Raw genomic sequence first — 21,039 nt, 5'->3', positions numbered from 1 at the left:
AACCTGGCCGCAGGGCCGTCAAATTGCTTTGCCCGACTGATTGATCAATGGCCTCTATGACGGCCACACGCGGGTTTCAGCCGGTGATCGAAACCGCTTATCACGCCGTAAGATCTTTCGATTGGACGCCCCCGCCCCACGCTCAATAGGCTGGAAAAAAGCATCGAAGCGTGAGGATTCATCGCATGAGCCAGGACGAACACATCAGGGACTACAAAGGCGCCGCCGCCGGCTGGGGTGCGCTCAAAAGCGTGACCAAGAGCTGGCTGGGCAGCGAAAATGCCTTCAAGAACCTGCGGGCCATGCTCAAGACCAACCAGAACGGCGGCTTCGATTGCCCCGGCTGCGCCTGGGGCGAGTCACCGGAAAGCGACATGGTCAAGTTCTGCGAGAACGGCGCCAAGGCAGTCAACTGGGAGGCCACTGGCCGCTCGGTGGACCCGGCGTTCTTTGCCAGGTACAGCGTCAGCGCGCTGAAGGAACAGACCGACTACTGGCTCGAATACCAAGGCCGTCTCACGCACCCAATGCGCTACGACGCCGCCACCGATCACTATGTCGAAACCACCTGGCAAGAGGCCTTCGAGCTGGTCGCTCGGCACTTGCGTGCGTTGCAGTCGCCGGATGAGGCCGAGTTCTACACCTCGGGCCGGGCCAGCAACGAGGCGGCGTTCCTCTATCAGCTGTTCGTGCGCGCCTACGGCACCAACAACTTCCCCGACTGCTCGAACATGTGCCACGAAGCCAGCGGCGCGGGCATGTCGGAAACCCTTGGCGTGGGCAAGGGCACCGTGGTGTTCCACGATCTGGAGCTGGCCGACGCGATCTTCGTCATCGGCCAGAACCCCGGCACCAACCACCCGCGCATGCTCGAACCGTTGCGCGAAGCGGTCAAGCGCGGGGCCCAGGTAGTCTGCTTCAACCCGTTGAAAGAGCGTGGCCTGGAGCGCTTCCAGCACCCGCAGCACCCGTTCGAAATGCTCAGCAACGGCTCCGAGCCGACTTCCAGCGCCTACTTCCGCCCAGCCTTGGGTGGAGACATGGCGGCCATGCGCGGCATCGCCAAGTTCTTGTTGCAGTGGGAGCGCGACGCCCAGGCCAAGGGTGAACCGGCGGTGTTCGACCACGCCTTCATCGCCGAGCACACCAGCGGCGTCGATGACTACCTGGCAGCGGTCGACGCCACCACCTGGGAGCATATCGTCAAGCAATCCGGCCTGACCCTGGCCGAGATCGAGCTGGCCGCGCGCATGTACCGCAAGGCCGAGCGGGTCATCATGTGCTGGGCCATGGGCGTCACCCAGCACCGCCATTCGGTGCCGACCGTGCAGGAAATCGTCAACCTGCAGCTGCTGCGCGGCAACGTCGGCAAGCCCGGTGCCGGCCTGTCGCCGGTGCGTGGCCACAGCAACGTGCAGGGCGACCGCACCATGGGTATTGACGAGAAACCCAAGGCGGCGCTGCTCGATGCCATCGAAAAACGCTTCCAGTTCCGTGTGCCGCGTGCCCACGGGCACAACGCGGTGTTGGCGATCAAGGCCATGGAAGAGGGGCGGGCCAAGGTGTTCGTCGCCCTGGGTGGCAACTTTGCCCAAGCCACCCCCGACACTCCGCGCACCCACGCGGCACTGCAGAACTGTGCGCTGACCGTGCAGATTTCCACCAAGCTCAACCGCTCGCACCTGGTCACCGGCCGCGATGCGCTGATTTTGCCGTGCCTGGGCCGTACCGAAATCGACCTGCAGGCCGAAGGGCCGCAAGGCGTGACCGTGGAAGACACCTTCAGCATGGTGCACATTTCCAACGGCCAATTGCGTCCACGCTCGCCGCACATGCGCTCGGAGCCGTGGATCATTGCCGGCATGGCCAAGGCCACGCTGGGCAACCAGCCGATCGACTGGGAGTATGCGGTGGCCGACTACAACCGCATTCGTGACATGATTGCCGATGTGATCCCTGGTTTCACCGGTTTCAACGAACGCCTCCATAGCCCAGGCGGTTTCCACCTGGGCAACACTGCCGCCGATCGCAACTTCCGCACGGCCACGGGCAAGGCCCGCTTCATGCCCCACGCGCTGCCCGAAGAGTTGGTCAACGCCAAGGTACTGGCCCGTGGTGACAAACCCGACCTGATCCTGCAGACCCTGCGTTCGCATGACCAGTACAACACCACCCTCTATGGCCTGGACGACCGCTACCGCGGGGTGTTTGGCCTGCGTGAAGTGGTGTTCGTCAACGAGGCCGACATCCGCCGCCTAGGCTTCGAGCCGGGCGAGCAGGTGGACCTGGTGTCGCTGTGGGAGGATGGCGTTGAGCGACGGGTGTCGGGCTTTCGCCTGGTGGCGTATGACGTGCCCGAGGGGCAGGCAGCTGCGTACTACCCGGAGACCAACCCGCTGGTGCCGTTGGAAAGTTATGGCGAAGGGACCTACACCCCGACCTCGAAATTTGTGGCGATCAAGGTTGAGAAAGCCAAGGCGGGGAACCGGATTGCGGCGGTGTTGGCAGCGGATTGATGGGTTGCCTGTACCGGCGTATTCGCGGGCTTGCCCGCGAAGAATCCAACGCCGATTCAGGCGCGATGCACGGGGTAAGCCGTGGTGTATTTCATCTGCTCCATGGCAAAGCTGGAGGTGATGTTCGACAACCCATCGGTACGGGTAATCAGCTTTTTGTAGAACCGGTCATACGCCGCGATATCCCCACCACCACCCGCAGCATGTAGTCCCAATCCCCTGACATGCGGTAGAACTCCATCACTTCTTCGAACCCCGTCACGGTCGCGGCGAACTGCTCCAGCCAGGCGCTGTCGTGGCGCTGGGTCTTGAGCTGGACGAACACGGTAAGCCCCAGCCCGAGCCGTTCGGGGTCGAGCAGGGCGACACGGCCGAGGATGTAGCCGTCTTCCTCCAGGCGCTTGACCCGCTTCCAGCACGGCGTGGTGGACAGGTTGACGGCCTCGGCCAGGTCCTTCAGCGAGATTGAAGCGTCGCGCTGAAGCAGGGTGAGAATGTGCTGGTCGAAACTGTCCATATCGCGCGCTGGCCGTGCAGAAAAATATTTCACAGATTACCCCAAGCCCAGACGATTTGGGTTATGCGATAGTGGCGACTTTCACTCTGCCAATGGGCCTGACCATGTCCGAAAAGCCGCGCAATTTCGCCACCCGCACCATTCACGCCGGCGAGCAGTTCAGCGTCGCCGATAACGCCATTTTCCCGGCCATCGTCACCGCCAGCTCGTTCACCAAGCGCAGCCTGGACGACAAGCCGGAATATTCCTACAGCCGCGTCGGCAACCCGACCCGGCATGCCTACGAAACCTGCGTTGCCGCCCTGGAAGAAGGTGTGGGCGCAGTGGCCTGCGCCTCGGGGGTGAATGCCACCGCGACCGTGCTGGAGCTGCTGCCCAAAGATGCTCATGTGGTGGTGATGAACGGTGTGTACGGTGGCACCTTCCGCATCATGGAAGACTACCGCAGCCGCACTTCGGGCCTGACCACCACCTACGTCGACCTCAACGACCTCGAGGCCGTGGCGGCTGCGATCAAGCCGCAAACCCAGCTGATCTGGATCGAATCGCCGACCAACCCGCTGCTGCACCTGGTCGACATCAAGGCGGTATGCGACCTGGCCAAGGCGCGGGGTATTCTGACCTGTATCGACAACACCTTCTGCTCACCGTGGAACCAGCGCCCGATCACCCTGGGCGTGGACCTGGTGATGCACTCGGCCAGCAAATACATCGGCGGCCACTCCGACCTAACGGGTGGTGTGGTGGTGGCAGCCAATGATGCGCTGCTGGCGCGCCTGCGCCGTATCAGCATGGCGATTGGTGCGGTGCAGGGGCCGTTCGACTGCTACCTGGCCCTGCGCGGTCTGAAGACCCTGGATGTACGCATGGAACGCCAATGCGCCAATGCCTTGCAAGTGGCCCGCTTCCTCGAAAGCCACGCGCAGGTCGAGCAGGTGTATTACCCAGGGTTGGAAAGCCACCCACAGCATGCGCTGTGCAAGCGTCAAATGCGCAGTGGCGGTGCGGTGGTGGCGATGAAGGTGAAGGGCGACCGCGCTGCGCTCAACCGCCTGATGGAGGCACTGCAGATTTTTGTGCTGGCCGACTCGCTGGGTGGGGTGGAGAGCATGATCAACCACTCTTGGAGCATGTCGCACTGCTCGTTGAGCCCTGAGCAGAAAGGGGTGATGGGGATCAGCGAGAACCTGCTGCGGCTGTCGGTGGGGATCGAGGACTACCGCGACCTGGTCGAGGACCTGGATGGGGCGCTGAAAGCGCTGGTTGCTGTGTAAGGGCAACTGGCTTCTTCGCGGGCTTGCCCGCTTCCACAGGTACTCCACAGGTCTTGAGGGCCGTGGTGACTCTGTGGGAGCGGGCGAGCCCGCGAAGAGGCCGGCAGGTTCAATGAATGCCCGTCAGGATTTGGGCGGATGAATGATCCGTTCGATCTTGTCCTTGATCAGTAACCTTTCCTTGCGCAGGCGGTTGACGGCCTCGTCGTTGGTGCCGTTGCCTTCGGCGGCGACCACCTCCTTGTCCTTGGCGTTGTACTCCTTGTGCAGTTTGTGCAGGTCGTGGTCCCTGTCTATGAGCGCCTGGAATGCATCAGCGGTAACGTGCAGGTCAGCGAGCAGATCATGCGGAACTGGCATTTCTTCACCTCTGTCAGGGTTGTCGGTAAGGTCCTGACCACTGAGGATAGCTGCCTTTGCGCAGGCTTGTAGCGGCCGCCCAGCCTGAATGGCAGCTGAATGGCTTTCAGGTAATTGATAAAAGACGCGCCTTCACGAAATTGTTACCGACTTTTTCACGAAAAATTGATGACGCGCTTTCTAGAGTTCGCCCAACTTTCCCACGGTGCCAATTGGCCTGGGGGTTGATAATCACTCTTGATTGCGAACACTGATGCTCAACTTCAAATCCCTGCGGACTGAATGGGTCACGCTGCTGGCCAGCCTTTACCTGCTGATCGGCTTCAACATGTTCCTTTGGGGGCATCTGCAAGAGATTGTGCCCGCCGGCCTGTCGGGGCTCTGGCTGAGCCTGGCGTTTGCCGTGCTGATGCTGTTCGCTTTCAATCTAATCCTCACGTTGTTTGCCTTCCGCTATGTATTGAAGCCGGTACTTATCGTGTTGTTCATGAGTGGCGCGGGTGTGGCTTACTTCATGAATCAGTACGGCGTACTTATTGACTCTGGCATGTTCCGTAATATGGCCGAGACCAATGTTGCGGAAGTGCGCGACCTGATGTCGTTCAAGTTTGCCGCCTATATTCTGCTGCTGGGCGTACTGCCTTCGGTTCTGTTGTGGAAAGCGCCGATCGCCTACCGTGCCTGGCACCGCGAGCTGCTGGGCAAGCTGGTGGTCAGCGGTGCCTGTGTGGTGGCCCTCGGCTCGGTAGCGTTGGTCAATTATCAAGGGTTGTCGTCGCTGTTTCGCAATCACCATGAACTGCGCCTGATGCTGACCCCAAGCAATATCGTCGGGGCCTCCATTGGTTATGTCAGCGAGCGTGTCGGTACCGCCTCGCGCCCGTTCCAGAATTATGGCGAAGATGCCAAGCGTGATGCAGCCTGGCAAAAACATGAGCGCAAGTCGCTGACCGTGCTGGTGGTTGGGGAAAGTGCCCGGGCAGACCATTTCGGTGTGCTGGGCTACGACCGCGACACCACGCCGAACCTCGCCAAGCAACAGGGCCTGCTGGCGTTTTCCGACGTGCACTCGTGCGGTACGGAAACGGCGGTCTCGGTGCCGTGCATGTTCTCTGGCATGACGCGCAAGGACTACGATGCCCGCGTGGCCAAGAACCGCGAAGGGCTGCTGGATATCCTCCAGCGTGCCGGCCTGGCCGTGCAGTGGCGTGACAACCAGTCGGGTTGCAAGGGTACCTGCGACCGGGTGCAGTTCATCGATGTCAGCAACCTCAAGGACCCGCAACTGTGTGCCAATGGCGAATGCCATGACCAAATCCTGCTGCAGGGCCTGGACGAGCTGATCGACAACCTCGACAAGGACACCGTGCTGGTGCTGCACCAGATGGGCAGCCACGGCCCCGAGTATTTCAAGCGCTACCCCAGTGGCGAAGAACGCTTCACCCCGGTGTGCCAGAGCAACGCGCTGAACCAGTGCAGCGAGCAGGAAATCATCAATGGCTACGACAACACCCTGGCCTATACCGACAAGGTGCTGGCCTCACTGATCGACACCCTGCGCAGCAAGCAGGACAAGGTCGACACGGCGATGATCTACCTGTCCGACCATGGCGAGTCGCTGGGTGAGTACAACCTGTTCCTGCACGGCACGCCGTACGCCATTGCCCCTGAGCAGCAGAAGCACGTACCGCTGCTGACCTGGTTCTCCGACAGCTACAAGGAAGACTTTGGCATCGATACCGACTGCCTGGCCAAGCTCAGCGATGCCCCGCTGTCGCAGGACAACCTGTTCCATTCGATGCTCGGCCTGTTGCAGGTGCGCACCGAGGTCTACCGGCAGTCGCTGGACATGTTCGCCAGTTGCCGGCCTTGGCTGGCGGCCAAGCGCTGAAACGAAGCGCGCTTTCCGTGGGCGCGGGCGTGCCCGCCCCCACATAACTGCACCACTGATCGATATCAAGGATGGCCCGGGTTTCACCAGCAGTGCCCGCGCCGTATATACTGCGCGCCAATGTTAGTGGGAGAGCCTTGTGGCCATCGAAATTCACTGGATCCGTGACGACCAGAGCCTGGCCGAACACTGCCGCGACTGGCACCAACTGCCCTTCGTCGCCGTCGATACCGAATTCATGCGGGTCGACACCTTCTACCCTAAAGCCGGGCTGATCCAGATCGGCGACGGCCAGCGGGCCTTTTTGATCGATCCATTGCTGATCGGTGACTGGCAACCTTTGGCCGACTTGCTGGAAGACAGCGGTGTGGTCAAGGTGCTGCACGCCTGCAGCGAAGACCTCGAAGTGCTGTTGCGCCTGACCGGCAAGCTGCCCCAACCACTGTTCGACACGCAGTTGGCCGCCGGTTACCTGAACCTGGGCTTCTCCATGGGCTATTCGCGCCTGGTGCAGGACGTGCTGGGCATCGAACTGCCCAAGGGTGAAACCCGCTCCGACTGGCTGCAACGCCCGCTCTCGGAAACCCAGGTCAGCTACGCTGCCGAAGATGCCGTGCACCTTGCCGAATTGTTCACCGAGCTGCGCCCGCGTTTGAGCGACGACAAGTACACCTGGGTGCTGGAAGACGGCGCCGAGCTGGTGGCCGCGTTGCGCCGTGAAGTCGAGCCCGAAACCCTGTACCGCGACGTGAAACTGGCCTGGAAGCTGGCGCCTCAGCAACTGGCCGTGCTGCGTGAGCTGTGCGCCTGGCGCGAGCGCGAAGCACGCCACCGCGACGTGCCGCGTAACCGCATCCTCAAAGAGCACTCGCTGTGGCCCATGGCCAAGAGCCAGCCAAACAACCTGTCGGCGTTGGCCAAGATCGACGAGATGCACCCGCGCACCATTCGTCAGGACGGAGAGTTTCTCATCCAGTTGATCAAGCGCGCCGCCAGCCTGCCCGCCGAACAATGGCCGCAGGTGTTGCCCGAGCCGCTGCCGATCGAAGCCGCTGGCATCCTCAAGCAGCTGCGTGCCATCGGCCAGGCCGAAGGCGAGCGCCTGGGGATTGCCCCTGAGCTGATGCTGCGCAAGAAAACCCTGGAGGCGCTGCTCAAGAGCGGTTACCCCCATGGTCCTTATCAACTGCCCGATTCGCTGCGCGGCTGGCGCCGTGAGCGTATGGGCCAGGCCCTGCTGGACAACCTTGCAGGTGCCGGAGAGATTCGATGAAACGCATTTGCTCGATCTACAAGAGCCCACGCAAGAACGAAATGTACCTGTACGTGCTCAAGGCTGACGGCCTGGAGCGCGTGCCCGAAGGCCTGCTGCCGTTCTTCGGCACCCCGATGCACGCGTTCGACCTGGTGCTCAGCCCTGAGCGCAAGCTGGCCCGCGAGGACATCACCAAGGTGCTGGAAAACCTCGACAACCAGGGCTACCACCTGCAGATGCCGCCGGCGGAAGACGAGTATATCGAGCACCTGCCCGAAGAGCTGCTGCGCCGTAACGACCCGGTCTGATCATGCGTGTACTGATTGCCGAGCATGATCATGCTCGATACGCCGAGCTGTTGCGCGCAGCCGCACCTGAAGTGGAAGTCTTGACCAGCGGCGACTCTGCCGAACTGGCCCGCCTGGCGCCTCAGTGCCCGGTGTGGCTGGGCCAGCCGGACCTGCTGGCAAGCCTGCTGCGCCAGGGCCACAAACCGGGCTGGATGCAGTCGACCTGGGCCGGTATCACGCCGTTGCTGGCCGATGGCCTGCCGCGTGATTACCGCCTGACCCGTGCAGTGGGCATCTTCGGCCAAGTGATGGCCGAATACATGCTCACCTACATGCTTGGCCACGAGCGCGAGGTGCTGTCGCGCCTGGTCAGCCAGGTCGAGCGGCGTTGGGATGACCGCCCGGGGCGCAGCCTGGAAGGGCGCAAGGTGCTGGTTGTCGGCACAGGCGACATTGGCCAGCGTGTGGCCGAGTTTCTGCAGCCGTTTGGCGTGGTGCTGTACGGGGTTGCCAGCAGCGCCCGTGAACAGGCGCCGTTCGTCGAGGTGGCGGCGCTGGCCGACCTGCCGCGCATGGTTGCCCAGGTCGACTACGTGCTCAACCTGCTGCCGGACACGCCGGCCACTCATGACCTGTACGACGCGGCGCTGTTCAAGTGCTTCCAGCCCTCGGCCTTGTTCATCAATGCCGGGCGCGGGGTGGCGGTGGTCGATGCCGACCTGGTAGAGGCGTTGAAGGAAGGCCATCTCGCCGGTGCGGTGATCGATGTCTGCCGGCAGGAGCCGTTGCCCAAGCAGCACCCGTTCTGGACCGCATGGGGCTTGCTGCTCACCGGGCACAGCTCGGCACCCACCTCGCCTGCGGCGATGGTGCGGTTGTTTGTCGAGAATGCACGGGCTTATGAAGCGGGGCAGGGGCTGCGTGGCGAAGTGGACTTCGCTCGGGGCTACTGAATTCTGTTGTCTGTACCGTCCTTTTCGCAGCACACGGCCGGTACAGCCAACCCCTAGCTTACAGGCTGAAATCGCCCTCGGCCGCCAGCTCGCTCAACGGCTTGCGTGGGCTCGGTACTTCACGCGCCTGCAGCGCCTCGTCCAGGCTGGCCTTGTCACCCAGCTTGCCGATCGCCACCATGGCATGCAGCACATAGCCTTCAGGAATCTTCAGTTCCTGACGCGCCAGGTCCTGGTCGAAGCCGGCCATGCCATGGGTATGCCAGCCGCTGATGCTGGCTTGCAGCGCCAGGTGCCCCCAGGCGGAGCCGGTGTCGAAGGTGTGCCACAGCGCCGGTTTTTCTTCCGTAGCGCCTGGGGCCGCGAACGTGGTCTTGGAAATGACCAGCACCAGTGCCGACGCCTGTTGCGCCCAGCTACGGTTGAACGGCACCAGCAGGCTCAGATAGCGCTCCCAGCTCGGCGTGTCACGGCGGGCATAAAGGAAGCGCCAAGGCTGCGAGTTGTACGCCGACGGTGCCCAACGGGCGGCTTCAAGGAAGCTCAGCAGGGTTTCTTCGCTGATCGGCTCGGCGGTAAAGGCGCGTGGCGACCAGCGGTTGATGAACTGCTCGTTGATGGCGTAATCGGCAATGCGGGGGTTGGCGCTCATGGCGGCTCCTGCAAACGGACGGGAAAAGCGCACGCTACTGCGTCCCGTCGCGACTGACAAGCGGTCTGGCTTTGCCGAAGGCCAGGCTCTAGACTGGCGCCGCCGCGCGCCGTGGCCCCAAGATGAATGCAGGAACCCCGTGTGATGATCGCTGAAAACGCGCCGTTCTGGCAGCGCAAGACCCTCGAACAACTCAGCCCGCAAGAGTGGGAGGCGCTGTGTGACGGCTGCGGCCTGTGCTGCCTGCAAAAGCTCGAGGACGAAGACGACAACAGCGTCTATTACACGCGCATCGCCTGCAAGCTGCTGGACCTTGATTCCTGCCAGTGCAGCGACTACCCCAACCGCTTCGCCCAGGTGCCGGACTGCATCCAGCTCACCCCAGGCAAGGCCGACCAGTTCAAGTGGCTGCCGAGTACCTGCGGCTACCGCCTGGTCAGTGAGGGCAAGGACCTGCCAGCCTGGCATCACCTGGTTTGCGGCGATCGTCAACAGGTTCATGAACAGCGCATTTCCCAGTCGGGGCGTATGCTCAGGGAGCAGGATGTGCACGAAGACGACTGGGAAGACCACCTGATCTTCCGCGCCAGCTGACCGGCGCGGCCCGCTGCCACGGGGAAACAAGGAGTTTCTGTATGCGTTGCCAGCTGTTCTTGCTGTTGGGCCTGATGGCCAGTTCGCCAGCCTGGGCGAAAAAAGTCGACCTCGACTACCAGGTGCGCCTGCTGCCTGCCAGTGGTCAGGCGCAAGTCCGCGTGACATTGGCCGACGGCAGCGCCGTGCGCAGCCTGGACTTCGACCTGGGCAAGGCCGGTGCCTACAGTGGCTTCCAGGCAGATGGCCAATGGCAACTCAAGGGCCAGCGTGGTGTGTGGCAGCCGGCGGCGGGCAAGACCAGCCTCAGCTACCGCGTGCAGTTGGACCAGAAACTGACCAGTGGCGCTTATTCATCGCGCATTACCCCGCATTGGGCGCTGTTTCTCGGCGATCAGCTGATACCGCCTGCGCGTCTCGATCAGCAGGATGGCACGGAGCTTGTGGCGCGCCTGGCTTTCGACCTGCCCGAAGGGTGGAAAAGCATCGAAACCTCATGGCCGCGTATTGGCAAGGACAAATTCCGCATCGACAACGTTTCGCGCCTGTTCGATCGCCCGACCGGCTGGATGCTGGCCGGTGACCTGGGCAGCCGCCGTGCCCGCCTGGGCGATACCGAAGTGACCGTTGCCGCGCCGGTGGGGCAGGGCATGCGGCGTATGGACAGCCTGACCTTGCTCACATTCGTCTGGCCGCAATTGCAGGCAGTGTTCCCGCGCAATCCGCCAAAGCTGCTGCTGGTGGGGGCGCGTGACGGCATGTGGCGTGGGGCGATGGCGGCCCAGGGTTCGCTGTACCTGCACAGTGCTCGGCCGATGGTCAGCGAGAATGGCAGCAGCCCGTTGCTGCGCGAAGTGGTGCAGCTGTTTGCGCAGATTCATGGGCGCGACGGCAATGACTGGTTGGTAGAGAGCCTGACCGATTACTACGCCAGCGAGTTGCTGCGCCGTTCCGGTGGTGTAAGCGATGACCGTTACCAGGCCTGGCAGGCCCGCCTGAGCAAGCAAGGCGCCAAGGTCACCCGGCTCAAGGGCGAGCGCACAAGCCCGGCCCAGGTGGCCCGTGGGGTGATCTTGCTTCAGGCACTGGACAAGGAAATCCGCATTCACACCCAGGCCAAGCGCTCGCTGGACGATGTGGTGCGCGGGTTGATGCGCCTGCCCAGCGTCAGTACCGAGGACTTCGTGCAGATCAGCGAGAATGTGCTGGGCCGGCGTTCCGAGGTGTTGCAGAGCAAGGCGTTGCGCTAGGCACTTTTGTTACCTGTACCGACCTCTTCACGGGCCTGCCCGCGAAGAGGTCGGTACAGGTAAAGCAGATTCAGCTGTCGGCCAACGGATCCTTCCCGGTTACCGTCACCCCTCTGGTCGCCGCCCTGGCACTGGCCTTCAACACCTCCAGTTCTGCCGCGCTGCGCGCTATATCCGAACGCAACCGGTGGTATTCCTGCCGATGCCGCTGCCACCAGGCCTTGGTTGAGCAGTGCCCGCTGACGCCGCGTGCTACCGCAATGCCGCCCACCACCATTTGCAGCAAGCCGACCAGGCCACCATGGCGCAGCCCCTTGCTGAACATCAGCGCTCCGCCAGCCAGCGAGCTGACCCGTTCCAGGCCATGAACATTGTGCTGCGACGTCGCAGCAGAGTGGATATCGAACATGGCAAGACCTCCGTGTGAAATGTCTGCAGGTGACCTGCAGGAAGTCGCCGGCGTTCAATCGGGGCGCCCGGCGGTGGCAATGTCATCTATGGTCAACTCCGTGGCGGATCCAGGCAACTTGACCGCCCCCTTGCTGGCGTACCGTGACCGGGCGCGAAGCTCATCCACGCTGGGTTTCGATCCAGGAGCTTCACGTCCCCCCACAAAGAAAACAAAAGCAGGGATCAGGATGACAATGACAAGCGCGAGTGGCGCCGGCAATCAGCTGGCGCAAGGCTTCAAGCAACGCCATGTGACCATGCTCTCCATCGCCGGGGTGATCGGTGCCGGGTTGTTCATCGGCTCCGGGCACGCCATCGCCGCGGCCGGCCCCTCGGCCATCGTCGCCTACGCCTTGGCAGGTGCATTGGTGGTACTGGTGATGCGCATGCTCGGGGAAATGGCAGTCGCCAGCCCCGATACCGGCTCGTTCTCCACCTACGCCGACCGCGCCATCGGCCGCTGGGCCGGCTTTACCATCGGCTGGCTGTACTGGTGGTTCTGGGTGCTGGTGATTCCCATCGAAGCCATCGCCGCTGGCGTGGTGCTCAACAACTGGTTCCCGCACATCGATGCCTGGTTCTTTGCCCTGAGCATGACCGTGCTGCTGACCGCGACCAACCTGTTCAGTGTGGCCAAGTACGGCGAATTCGAATTCTGGTTCGCCATGCTCAAGGTCATTGCCATCGTCGCGTTCATCGCCCTGGGGGCAGCGGCGCTGGCCGGTGTGTTGCCTGGGCGTGAAGTCAGTGGGCTGCCACGGTTGCTGGAGCAGCAGGGCGGGTTTATGCCCAATGGCTGGACGGCGATTATCGGCGCCTTGCTGACCACCATGTTCAGTTACCTGGGTACCGAGGCGGTGACCATTGCCGCCTCCGAATCGAAAGACCCGGCACGCAACATCGCCAAGGCTACCCGTTCGGTCATCTGGCGCATCAGCGTGTTCTACCTGCTTTCGATCTTCGTGATCATCTCGGTGGTGCCATGGAACGACCCGCTGCTGCCCGTGCAGGGCTCCTACCAGCGAGCGCTGGAAATCATGAGCATCCCCTACGCCAAGCAGTTGGTGGACATCGTCGTGCTGGTGGCGGTGGCCAGCTGCCTGAACTCGTCGATCTACATCTCGTCGCGGATGCTCTACTCGCTGAGCAAGCGTGGCGATGCACCGGGCTTCATCCAGCGCACCTCGAAGGTTGGCGTACCGCGTGCGGCGGTGATTGGCAGTACGCTGATCGGCATGTTGGCGACCATCGTCAACTACTTTGCCCCGGCTGAGGTGTTCGCCTTCCTGCTGGCCAGCTCCGGTTCGATTGCCTTGCTGGTGTATCTGGCGATTGCGTGCTCGCAACTGCGCATGCGCGCGATCCTGCAGCGGCAGAATGTCGAGATCGCTTTCCGTATGTGGCTGTACCCGTGGCTGACCTATGCAGTCATCGGCTTCATCATCTTTGCCCTGGGCACCATGTTTGTCATGCCCAAGCACCGCATGGAGGTGTCGCTGACTCTGGCACTGGCGCTGGTGATTCTGGTGCTGGGGGTGGTTACCAGCAAACGGCATGCGCGGCGGGAGGCCTTGGCAACCGCGTAACGGGAAATGTGACTGGAAGGGAGCCACCTGCTTGCAGGTGGCTTTTTTGTTTGTAGCGGCGAAGAGGCCGGCACATTGTGCGCACTTGTCTTGTCTGGAGAGTTTTTTGTCCGGTTTGGCAATGCAGCCTCAAGGGTGTTTAATCTCCCCCGGAAACCCGCTGGAACCCTTATAAACAAAGGCTCAGACAGATTTCGCCGTTCATCGAAAATGCTGTAGACACATTGTCTAACAGTACCCTATAGTCGTTATACAAATAGTAGACACAGCGCTATGACAACAAAGAAGGCCGCCATGAAAGCCACCGTCCAACCACTCGCTGCAGAAGTGCCGCAGGACCGCAAAGCCGTCCTCGCCGAAGCGCTGCGTCGCCGGATCCTGAGCATGGAACTGGCCCCGGGCGCCGTGGTGGATGAATTGGCCCTGTGCGACGAATTTGGCCTGTCGCGCCCCCCTGTGCGCGAGTTGCTGCGCCAGATTGCCGCCGAAGGCTACATCGAACTGGAAGCCAACCGCGCGCCACGCGTCGCCGCCATGAACCACGAGTCGCTGCACAGCTTTTACGTTGCCGCCCCGCTTATCTACGTGGCCACTACCCAGCTGGCCGCCACCTATGCCAGCGCTGAAGAAATCGCAGTGCTCAAGGCTATCCAGGCCCAATTCCGCCAGGCCATCGAAGAGCGCGACGTGGAAAACCGCGTGCTTTACAACGACGCCTTCCACCTGGAAATCGGCAAGATGGCGCACAACGATTACCTGATGCCAAGCCTGCGCCGCCTGCTGATCGACCACACCCGCTTGGGCAAGATCTTCTATCGCCACCCGACCACCGACGACATGCAGCGCGACCTCGAGCTGGCGTGTGAACAGCACGAACAAATGATCCAGGCCATCGAGCGCCGCGACCCGCAAGCCGCAGGCCAGCTGGTGCGTGAGCACTTCGAGCTGTCGCGCCGGCGCATGGCGGAGTACGCCGCGCCGCAAGGGCTGGATGTGCCGATTCAGATTTGAGTTACACAGGTAAGCCCCGCCGGTGCTGACCATTCGACGACTACAAGAACCAGGTTTGTGACATGACAAGAATAAGTTCGTTACCCGCCGATGATGCCACCTGTGGCTGGTATCACCTGAGCAAGCCCCGCACGCCAAGGCCGGCCCACAAGGGCCGCAGCCAGGCGCGTTGGGTGGTGGTCGGCGCCGGTTTCACCGGCCTGGCTGCCGCGCGGCAGCTGGCAACGAACTTTCCGCATGACGAGATCATACTGGTCGAGGCCCAGGAGGTCGGTTATGGCACCTCCGGGCGCAATGCCGGCTTTGCCATCGACCTGCCGCACGATATCGGCGCCGAGGACTACATTGGCGACATCGCTATCGCCAAGACCGTGCTCAAGCTCAACCTGGGTGGCCAGCAGTACCTCAAGGACCTGATCGAGCGTTACGCCATCGAGTGCCAGTTCCGCCACTGCGGCAAGTACCAGGCGGCCATCGAAGGCCGCGGTATTGCCGTGCTGGATGCCTACCGCCGGGGGCTGGACAAACTGGGGCAACCCTACGAAGTGGTCGAGGGGCGCGACCTGCCTGAGCACATCGGCACGGATTTCTACCGCAAGGGCCTGTTCACGCCCGGCACTGCCTTGCTGCAACCTTCGGCGTTGGTCAAAGGCCTCGCCGACAGCCTGCCGTCCAACGTCTCGTTGTACGAGCACACCCCGATCACCGACGTCGAGTACGGCGACAAGGTGGTGCTGCGCCACGCCCACGGTTCGATCACCGCCGACAAGCTGGTGCTCACCACCAACGCCTTCGGCATGAGCTTCGGCTTCCTCAAGGGCCGCATGCTGCCGGTGTTCACCTACGGCAGCATCACCCGGCCGCTGACCGAGGACGAACAGGCACGTCTTGGCGGCAAGCCCTACTGGGGCGTGATCCCGGCCGACCCGTTCGGCACCACCATGCGCCGCACCGTCGACAACCGCCTGTTGATCCGCAACAGCTTCAGCTACAACCCCGACGGGCGCAGCAATGGCAAATACCTGGAGCGCTTCGTCCAGCGCCACCGCGAATCGTTCGCCCGACGCTTCCCGATGTTGCCCAATGTGAACTTCGAATATACCTGGGGCGGTGCACTGGCATTATCGCGCAACCACATGGGCTTCTTTGGCAAGTTGGCGCCCAATGTTGTAGGTGCACTGTGCTGCAACGGCCTGGGCGTTACCCGTGGCACCGTTACCGGCAAGTTGCTGGCCGACTGGCTGGCTGGCGACAAGCACGAGCTGATCGAGTTTTTGCTCAATGCCCCCGGGCCCTCTGCAAACCCGCCGCAACCCCTGGTTTCCCTGGGGCTGAACGCCAACCTCATGTGGGGGCAGTTCCGCGCTGGCAAAGAAAGCTGATCGTCAGCTGAGTTAGGCCAATAGAACATTTACGTCGGCATTGGTTGGCCGGCACGGGCGCGGCTTGCCCGAACTTGATGATCGAGATGCGCAGTTCGATCACCCGGGGCTGAAGGCGGTTTTCAGTTTCGCGGACGCGCTCGCCTTGCAAATGTGCATGTAGCAGAAATGGTAGGAACAATAATGACAAGTCCGAATGTTTCGATTGAAGATGTACCGATCAACAACTTCCACCAGTGGCTGACCCTGCGCTCCGGTGGCGGCTCGTTCGTCGACGGCTATGTACTGAGCATCATCGGCGTGGCCATGGTGCAGATGTCCGCAGGGCTCAACCTGACCAGTTTCTGGCAGGGCATGATCGCCGCCTCGGCGTTGATCGGCATTTTCTTCGGTGGTTTCTTCGGCGGTTGGCTGACCGACCGCTTCGGCCGCAAGCGCGTGTTCTTCGTTGGCCCGACCTTGTTCATCCTGGCTTCGGTCGCGCAGTTCTGGGTCGAGTCGGCGCTGGTATTGTTCCTGCTGCGGTTCGCCATCGGTATTGCCGTGGGTATCGAATATCCGGTCGCCACGTCGCTGCTGGTGGAGTTCCTGCCCAGGAAGAACCGTGGCCCGCGCCTGGCTACCCTGACGGTGTTGTGGTTTGCCGGCGCCGCCACTGCCTATCTGGCGGGTGAGGCCATCCTTCGCCACGGCGGCGACGATGCCTGGCGCCTGGTGCTGGCCAGCGCCGCAGTGATCGGTGCGCTGCTGTTCGCCATCCGCCTGGGTACTCCCGAATCGCCACGCTGGCTGATCAGCAAGGGCCGCTCGGCCGAGGCCGATGAGGTGATCAAGCGCGTCTACGGCCAGGGGTTTTCGCTGAGCAACCTGCCGGAAGAGCCCAAGACCCGCAAACTGTCGTTCCTCAGCCTGCTGCACTCCGGCTATGGCAAGCGCATGTTGTTCGTCACCATGTTCTGGACCTGCTCGGTGATCCCTGTGTTTGCGGTGTACGCATTCGCCCCGAAAGTGCTGGGCGCGCTGAACCTCAAAGGTGACTGGGCATCGATCGGCTCCATTGCAATCACCTTCCTCTTCGTGGTCGGCTGTATTGTGGGCACCCGCCTGCTCAACACCATCGGCCGGCGCACCACGCTGTTGCACAGCTTCTTCTGGTCGGGGTTGGCGCTGCTGGGCCTGGGTGCCTTCAGCAACGGCAACGAGATGCTCATCCTGGTGCTGTTTGGTGCCTATGCCTTGTTCATCGGTGGCGCCCAGGTGCTGCAGCTGGTGTACCCCAACGAATTGTTCCCCACCGAAATCCGTGCCGGCGCCGTGGGCGTGGGCACCTCCATGTCGCGGGTCGGTGCCGCCGTCGGCACCTGGCTGGTGCCCATCGCCCTCGATAGCTACGGCATCGGCGCCACCATGTACGCCGCCGCTGCCGTGACCTTCGTCGGCCTGGCTTTCTCGGTTGCCCTGGCCCCGGAAACCCGCTCGCTGAACCTGCAACAAGCGGCTTCGCTGAGCTGAAACCCTACAACCCGCCGCAGCGTCTTTGCGTTGCGGCCTTCACAACACTGAGCAACGCACTGGAGAACCTACCGTGAAATTCGAAGGCATCTACACCCCGGCAATCACTCCGCTGGCTGCGGACGGCTCGATCGACAAGGCGGCGTTCGCCGAGGTCCTCGAATACCTGGTCGAGTCGAAAGTCCACGGCGTCATCATTGGCGGCTCCACCGGCGAGTACTACGCCCACACCACCCAGGAGCGCATCGACCTGGCTGCCCAGGCCAAGGACGTGCTCAACGGCCGCCTGCCGCTGATCGTCGGCACCGGTGGCATCCGTACCGAAGATGCGGTTGCCTTCGCCCAGCACGCCAAGGAAATCAAGGCTGACGCGCTGCTGGTCGGCACCCCACCGTACGCGCTGCCGACCCAGCAGGAAATCGCCCTGCACGTGAAGGCTGTCGACGCTGCCGCCGGTCTGCCGATCATGCTCTACAACTACCCAGGCCGCATGAGCGTGAGCATGGGTGAAGCATTCTTCGACGCCGTGGCCGACGTGAAGAACATCGTCGCCATCAAGGAAAGCTCCGGTGACATGGCCCAGCTGCACCGCCTGGCCATCCATCGCCCGAACATCCAGCTGTCGTGCGGCTGGGACGACCAGGCCCTGGAGTTCTTCGCCTGGGGCGCCCAGAGCTGGGTCTGCGCCGGTTCCAACTTCATCCCGCGCGAGCACGTGGCCCTCTACGAGGCCTGCGTGATCGAGAAGGACTTCGCCAAAGGCCGCAAGATCATGGCCGCCATGATGCCGCTGATGGACTTCCTGGAAGGTGGCAAGTTCGTCCAGGCCATCAAGAACGGCGTGGCCCTGAATGGCTTGAAAACCGGCGGCGTGCGCAAGCCGCTGTACGACCTGGATGACGCCGAGAAGCAAGCACTCAAGCGCGTGGTCACCGAGCTGAAAGCCACCATCGCCCAGATCAAATAAGGAGGCCGGAAAAATGGCTGAATTGCTGAGCAAGGAACAATACGCGGCCATCGCCGCCGAACTGCAACTGCGGACCAAGGCCTTCATCGACGGCGAATTCCGCGATGCCATCTCGGGCAAGACCTTCGTCACCACCAACCCGGCCACCGGCAAGCAACTGGCCGAGGTCGCCGCCTGCGACGTCAACGATGTCAACGTCGCCGTGGCCGCTGCCAAGCGTGTGTTCGAAGCAGGCACTTGGTCGAAGATGCAGCCCAGCGACCGCAAGCACGTGCTGCAGAAGTTCGCCCAGTTGCTGGAGGACAATGCCCACGAGTTGGCCGTGCTGGAAGCGTTGGACAGTGGCAAGCCGGTCAGCGAGTGCCAGACAGTCGATGTACCGGAAACCATCCACACGCTCCGCTGGCACGCCGAGCTGATCGACAAGATCTACGACGCCACCGCGCCGACCGGCAACGCAGCCGTCACCATGGTGGTGCGTGAAGCCATTGGCGTAGTCGGCCTGGTGCTGCCGTGGAACTTCCCGCTGCTGATGCTGGCCTGGAAGATTGCCCCATCGCTGGCTGCCGGTTGCTCGATTGTGGTCAAACCGGCCAAAGAAACCACCCTCAGCGCCCTGCGCGTGGCCGAGCTGGCCCACGAGGCCGGCATCCCGGCCGGTGTGTTCAACCTGGTGCCTGGCGGTGGCCGCGAAGTGGGTGAGGCCATCGGCCGGCACATGGATATCCCGATGGTCAGCTTCACCGGCTCGACCGACACTGGCCGCCTGTTCCTGAAATACGCTGCCGAGTCCAACCTCAAGCGCATCGTCCTGGAGCTGGGTGGCAAGAACCCGGCCGTGGTCATGAACGACGTCGAGGACCTGGACGAAGTGGCCCAGTTCGTCACCGCAGGTGCGTTCTGGAACATGGGGGAGAACTGCTCGGCCTCGTCGCGCCTGATCGTGCACAAGGACGTGAAGGACGAGCTGCTGAGCCTCATCGCCAAGCACCTGAAGGGCTGGAAGCTGGGCGACCCGCTGGACCCGGACAACCGCCTGGGCGCCATGGTCAGCAAGTCGCATTTCGAGAAGGTCAAGTCGTACCTGGAATACGCTGCCGAGCAAAAACTCAGCATCGTTCAGGGGGCGAAACCGAGGACGGCGTGTTCGTGCAGCCGACCATCGTCGACAACGTTGGCCGTGACAACAAACTGTTCGTCGAGGAAATCTTCGGCCCGGTGCTGAGCGTGACCAGCTTCGAGACCATCGACGAGGCGATCGAGCTGGCCAACGACACCGTATACGGCCTGGCGGCTTCGGCCTACACCGGCAGCTTGCGCAATGCGCTGCGCCTGTCGCGTGAAATCCGCGCGGGTGTGGTCACAGTCAACTGCTTCGGCGAAGGTGACGTGACCACGCCGTTCGGTGGCTACAAAGAGTCTGGCTTTGGTGGGCGCGACAAGTCCATCTGGGCCCACGACCAGTACACGGAGCTGAAGACCATCTGGATCAACGCTTCGTGATTCGAGCAAGACCGGTGCTGTTCTGACGGAGCTCAGCACCTGGCCGCCCCTGCTGTTGCAGTGGCGGCCTTTTCATTACTTGAACTTGGGCCCCGAGCGGGTATTCAGCCCTTTGGCCAAACGGTCATACAGCACCACGTTCACCGTCGCTGCCAGGTTCATGCAACCCTCGGTCGGAATGTAGATAGTCTCTTCACACCACCCCCGCACTTCCTCGCTCAACGAACCATCCTCCGGCCCGAAGATGTAGATGGCCCGGTCCGGGTGGGTATATTCCGGCAAGGGCCGCGCACCTTCCACCAGCTCCACCGCCACTGGCGTGCAGCCCAGCGGGATGATGCGCTGCAGATCGTCGATGCCGATCAGCGGGATGTCGTAGTGCACGCGCTTGGTGTCGGTGACGAAGTCACGCGCGCGCTCATACCGTTTGCCGGTGTAAAACACCGAATTGACGCCATAGCAGCCCGCGGCGCGCATCACCGAGCCGACGTTTTCTGCCGACTTTGGGTTGAACAGGCCGATGCAGCTGTATCGTTTGTTTGCCACGTACCGGGGCCCTTCGCGAAAAAAGCGCGATTATACGGGCTGCCCGGTAGCTGCGGGGGGCAAATCGATGGTCAGTCTTTCTTCAGCATGCCCGCAAGACCAGCGAACGGGTTGTGAGTGGCCTTGGCGATGCTCGGGGTGCTGGTGGAGCCTTCGCTGAAGTACTGCTGGTCGGTGTAGCGCGAGTGCTCGTTGTCGTGGCAGTAAAGGCACAGCAGCTCCCAGTTGGAGCCGTCCTGCGGGTTGTTGTCGTGGTTGTGGTCGCGGTGGTGCACGGTCAGCTCGCTCAGGCGCTTGCCGGCGAACTCGCGGGCGCAGCGGCCACAAACGTGCGGGTACATTCTCAGGGCCTTGTCGCGGTAGCCCATTTCCTTGTCGCGCTTGGCGTCGGCCAGAATGCGGTCGAGGCGCGCGGTGGCGGCGGCGGAAGAGGTGGAGCTCATGGTGTTTCCTTTGTTCTGATCAGGCAGATGACGGTTATGTCATTGAGTCTAGCGCGCTTGCAGGGCAGGCGGACAGGCGAAAGCTTT

General features: G+C 62.4%; 18 protein-coding genes and 2 pseudogenes. 14 read left to right on the top strand and 6 right to left on the bottom strand.

The features are described from left to right. Nucleotides 1-185 precede the first annotated feature (185 nt). Nucleotides 186-2,516, top strand: coding sequence for an FdhF/YdeP family oxidoreductase (locus tag AB5975_02570; GenBank protein XDR20853.1), 2,331 nt, complete (start codon nt 186-188; stop codon nt 2,514-2,516). Nucleotides 2,517-2,572: 56 nt separating this feature from the next. On the opposite strand, the pseudogene AB5975_02565 reads toward AB5975_02570, so the two are convergent. Then, nucleotides 2,573-3,033 (bottom strand): annotated as a pseudogene (locus tag AB5975_02565) (Lrp/AsnC family transcriptional regulator). 92 nt (nt 3,034-3,125) lie between these two features. On the opposite strand from AB5975_02565, the gene AB5975_02560 reads away from it, so the two are divergent. After that, entirely contained in the window at nt 3,126-4,307 is a 1,182-nt protein-coding gene (locus AB5975_02560; GenBank protein ID XDR22900.1) for a PLP-dependent aspartate aminotransferase family protein, read from the top strand. 123 nt (nt 4,308-4,430) lie between these two features. Here AB5975_02560 and AB5975_02555 read toward each other — a convergent pair whose 3' ends face one another. After that, entirely contained in the window at nt 4,431-4,667 is a 237-nt protein-coding gene (locus AB5975_02555; GenBank protein XDR20852.1) for a YdcH family protein, read from the bottom strand. A 253-nt stretch (nt 4,668-4,920) separates the two neighbouring features. On the opposite strand from AB5975_02555, the gene AB5975_02550 reads away from it, so the two are divergent. From AB5975_02550 to AB5975_02535, 4 genes are all read left to right on the top strand, one after another. Beyond that, nucleotides 4,921-6,558, top strand: coding sequence for a phosphoethanolamine transferase (locus tag AB5975_02550; GenBank protein XDR20851.1), 1,638 nt, complete (start codon nt 4,921-4,923; stop codon nt 6,556-6,558). 139 nt (nt 6,559-6,697) lie between these two features. Then, nucleotides 6,698-7,831 (top strand): ribonuclease D, encoded by a 1,134-nt coding sequence (gene rnd / locus AB5975_02545; protein ID XDR20850.1) that lies wholly within the window; start codon nt 6,698-6,700, stop codon nt 7,829-7,831. After that, nucleotides 7,828-8,121, top strand: coding sequence for a YcgL domain-containing protein (locus tag AB5975_02540; protein ID XDR20849.1), 294 nt, complete (start codon nt 7,828-7,830; stop codon nt 8,119-8,121). The genes rnd and AB5975_02540 overlap by 4 nt, the downstream gene beginning before the upstream one ends. 2 nt (nt 8,122-8,123) lie before the next feature. Further along, nucleotides 8,124-9,056 (top strand): D-2-hydroxyacid dehydrogenase, encoded by a 933-nt coding sequence (locus tag AB5975_02535; protein XDR20848.1) that lies wholly within the window; start codon nt 8,124-8,126, stop codon nt 9,054-9,056. A gap of 58 nt (nt 9,057-9,114) precedes the next feature. Here AB5975_02535 and AB5975_02530 read toward each other — a convergent pair whose 3' ends face one another. Then, nucleotides 9,115-9,708: a nitroreductase family protein gene (locus AB5975_02530; protein XDR20847.1), complete on the bottom strand. Its 594-nt coding sequence runs from the start codon at nt 9,706-9,708 to the stop codon at nt 9,115-9,117. A 144-nt stretch (nt 9,709-9,852) separates the two neighbouring features. Here AB5975_02530 and AB5975_02525 point away from each other — a divergent pair, with 144 nt between their 5' ends. Beyond that, the gene (locus AB5975_02525; GenBank protein XDR20846.1) at nt 9,853-10,302 is read left to right on the top strand and encodes a YcgN family cysteine cluster protein; all 450 of its coding nucleotides are present in this window, start codon (nt 9,853-9,855) and stop codon (nt 10,300-10,302) included. Between the two features lie 41 nt (nt 10,303-10,343). Further along, complete coding sequence (locus AB5975_02520; protein XDR20845.1) at nt 10,344-11,552, top strand: hypothetical protein; 1,209 nt, start codon at nt 10,344-10,346, stop codon at nt 11,550-11,552. 70 nt (nt 11,553-11,622) lie between these two features. Here the strand turns inward: AB5975_02520 and AB5975_02515 are convergent, their stop codons facing one another. Further along, nucleotides 11,623-11,961 carry a YgaP-like transmembrane domain gene (locus AB5975_02515; GenBank protein XDR20844.1) on the bottom strand — a complete coding sequence of 113 codons (339 nt, stop codon included), beginning with the start codon at nt 11,959-11,961 and terminating at the stop codon, nt 11,623-11,625. A gap of 229 nt (nt 11,962-12,190) precedes the next feature. Here AB5975_02515 and gabP point away from each other — a divergent pair, with 229 nt between their 5' ends. From gabP to AB5975_02485, 6 genes and pseudogenes are all read left to right on the top strand, one after another. Beyond that, nucleotides 12,191-13,588 (top strand): GABA permease, encoded by a 1,398-nt coding sequence (gene gabP / locus AB5975_02510; GenBank protein XDR20843.1) that lies wholly within the window; start codon nt 12,191-12,193, stop codon nt 13,586-13,588. Between the two features lie 294 nt (nt 13,589-13,882). Continuing rightward, nucleotides 13,883-14,599 carry a GntR family transcriptional regulator gene (locus AB5975_02505; protein XDR20842.1) on the top strand — a complete coding sequence of 239 codons (717 nt, stop codon included), beginning with the start codon at nt 13,883-13,885 and terminating at the stop codon, nt 14,597-14,599. A 62-nt stretch (nt 14,600-14,661) separates the two neighbouring features. Further along, nucleotides 14,662-15,981, top strand: coding sequence for an NAD(P)/FAD-dependent oxidoreductase (locus AB5975_02500; GenBank protein ID XDR20841.1), 1,320 nt, complete (start codon nt 14,662-14,664; stop codon nt 15,979-15,981). Between the two features lie 183 nt (nt 15,982-16,164). Continuing rightward, complete coding sequence (locus tag AB5975_02495; GenBank protein XDR20840.1) at nt 16,165-17,493, top strand: MFS transporter; 1,329 nt, start codon at nt 16,165-16,167, stop codon at nt 17,491-17,493. 73 nt (nt 17,494-17,566) lie between these two features. Further along, nucleotides 17,567-18,460, top strand: coding sequence for a dihydrodipicolinate synthase family protein (locus tag AB5975_02490; GenBank protein ID XDR20839.1), 894 nt, complete (start codon nt 17,567-17,569; stop codon nt 18,458-18,460). A 13-nt stretch (nt 18,461-18,473) separates the two neighbouring features. Continuing rightward, nucleotides 18,474-19,885: pseudogene (locus tag AB5975_02485) on the top strand (aldehyde dehydrogenase). A gap of 153 nt (nt 19,886-20,038) precedes the next feature. Here the strand turns inward: AB5975_02485 and AB5975_02480 are convergent. Further along, nucleotides 20,039-20,509, bottom strand: coding sequence for an RNA methyltransferase (locus AB5975_02480; protein XDR20838.1), 471 nt, complete (start codon nt 20,507-20,509; stop codon nt 20,039-20,041). Between the two features lie 71 nt (nt 20,510-20,580). Next, nucleotides 20,581-20,952 carry a YajD family HNH nuclease gene (locus AB5975_02475; GenBank protein ID XDR20837.1) on the bottom strand — a complete coding sequence of 124 codons (372 nt, stop codon included), beginning with the start codon at nt 20,950-20,952 and terminating at the stop codon, nt 20,581-20,583. Nucleotides 20,953-21,039: the final 87 nt, after the last annotated feature.

The sequence above is a fragment of the Pseudomonas putida genome (genome assembly GCA_041071465.1).
In the GTDB taxonomy this organism is placed as follows: Bacteria; Pseudomonadota; Gammaproteobacteria; order Pseudomonadales; family Pseudomonadaceae; genus Aquipseudomonas; species Aquipseudomonas putida_P.
This window is presented reverse-complemented; position numbering and strand designations above follow the sequence as displayed.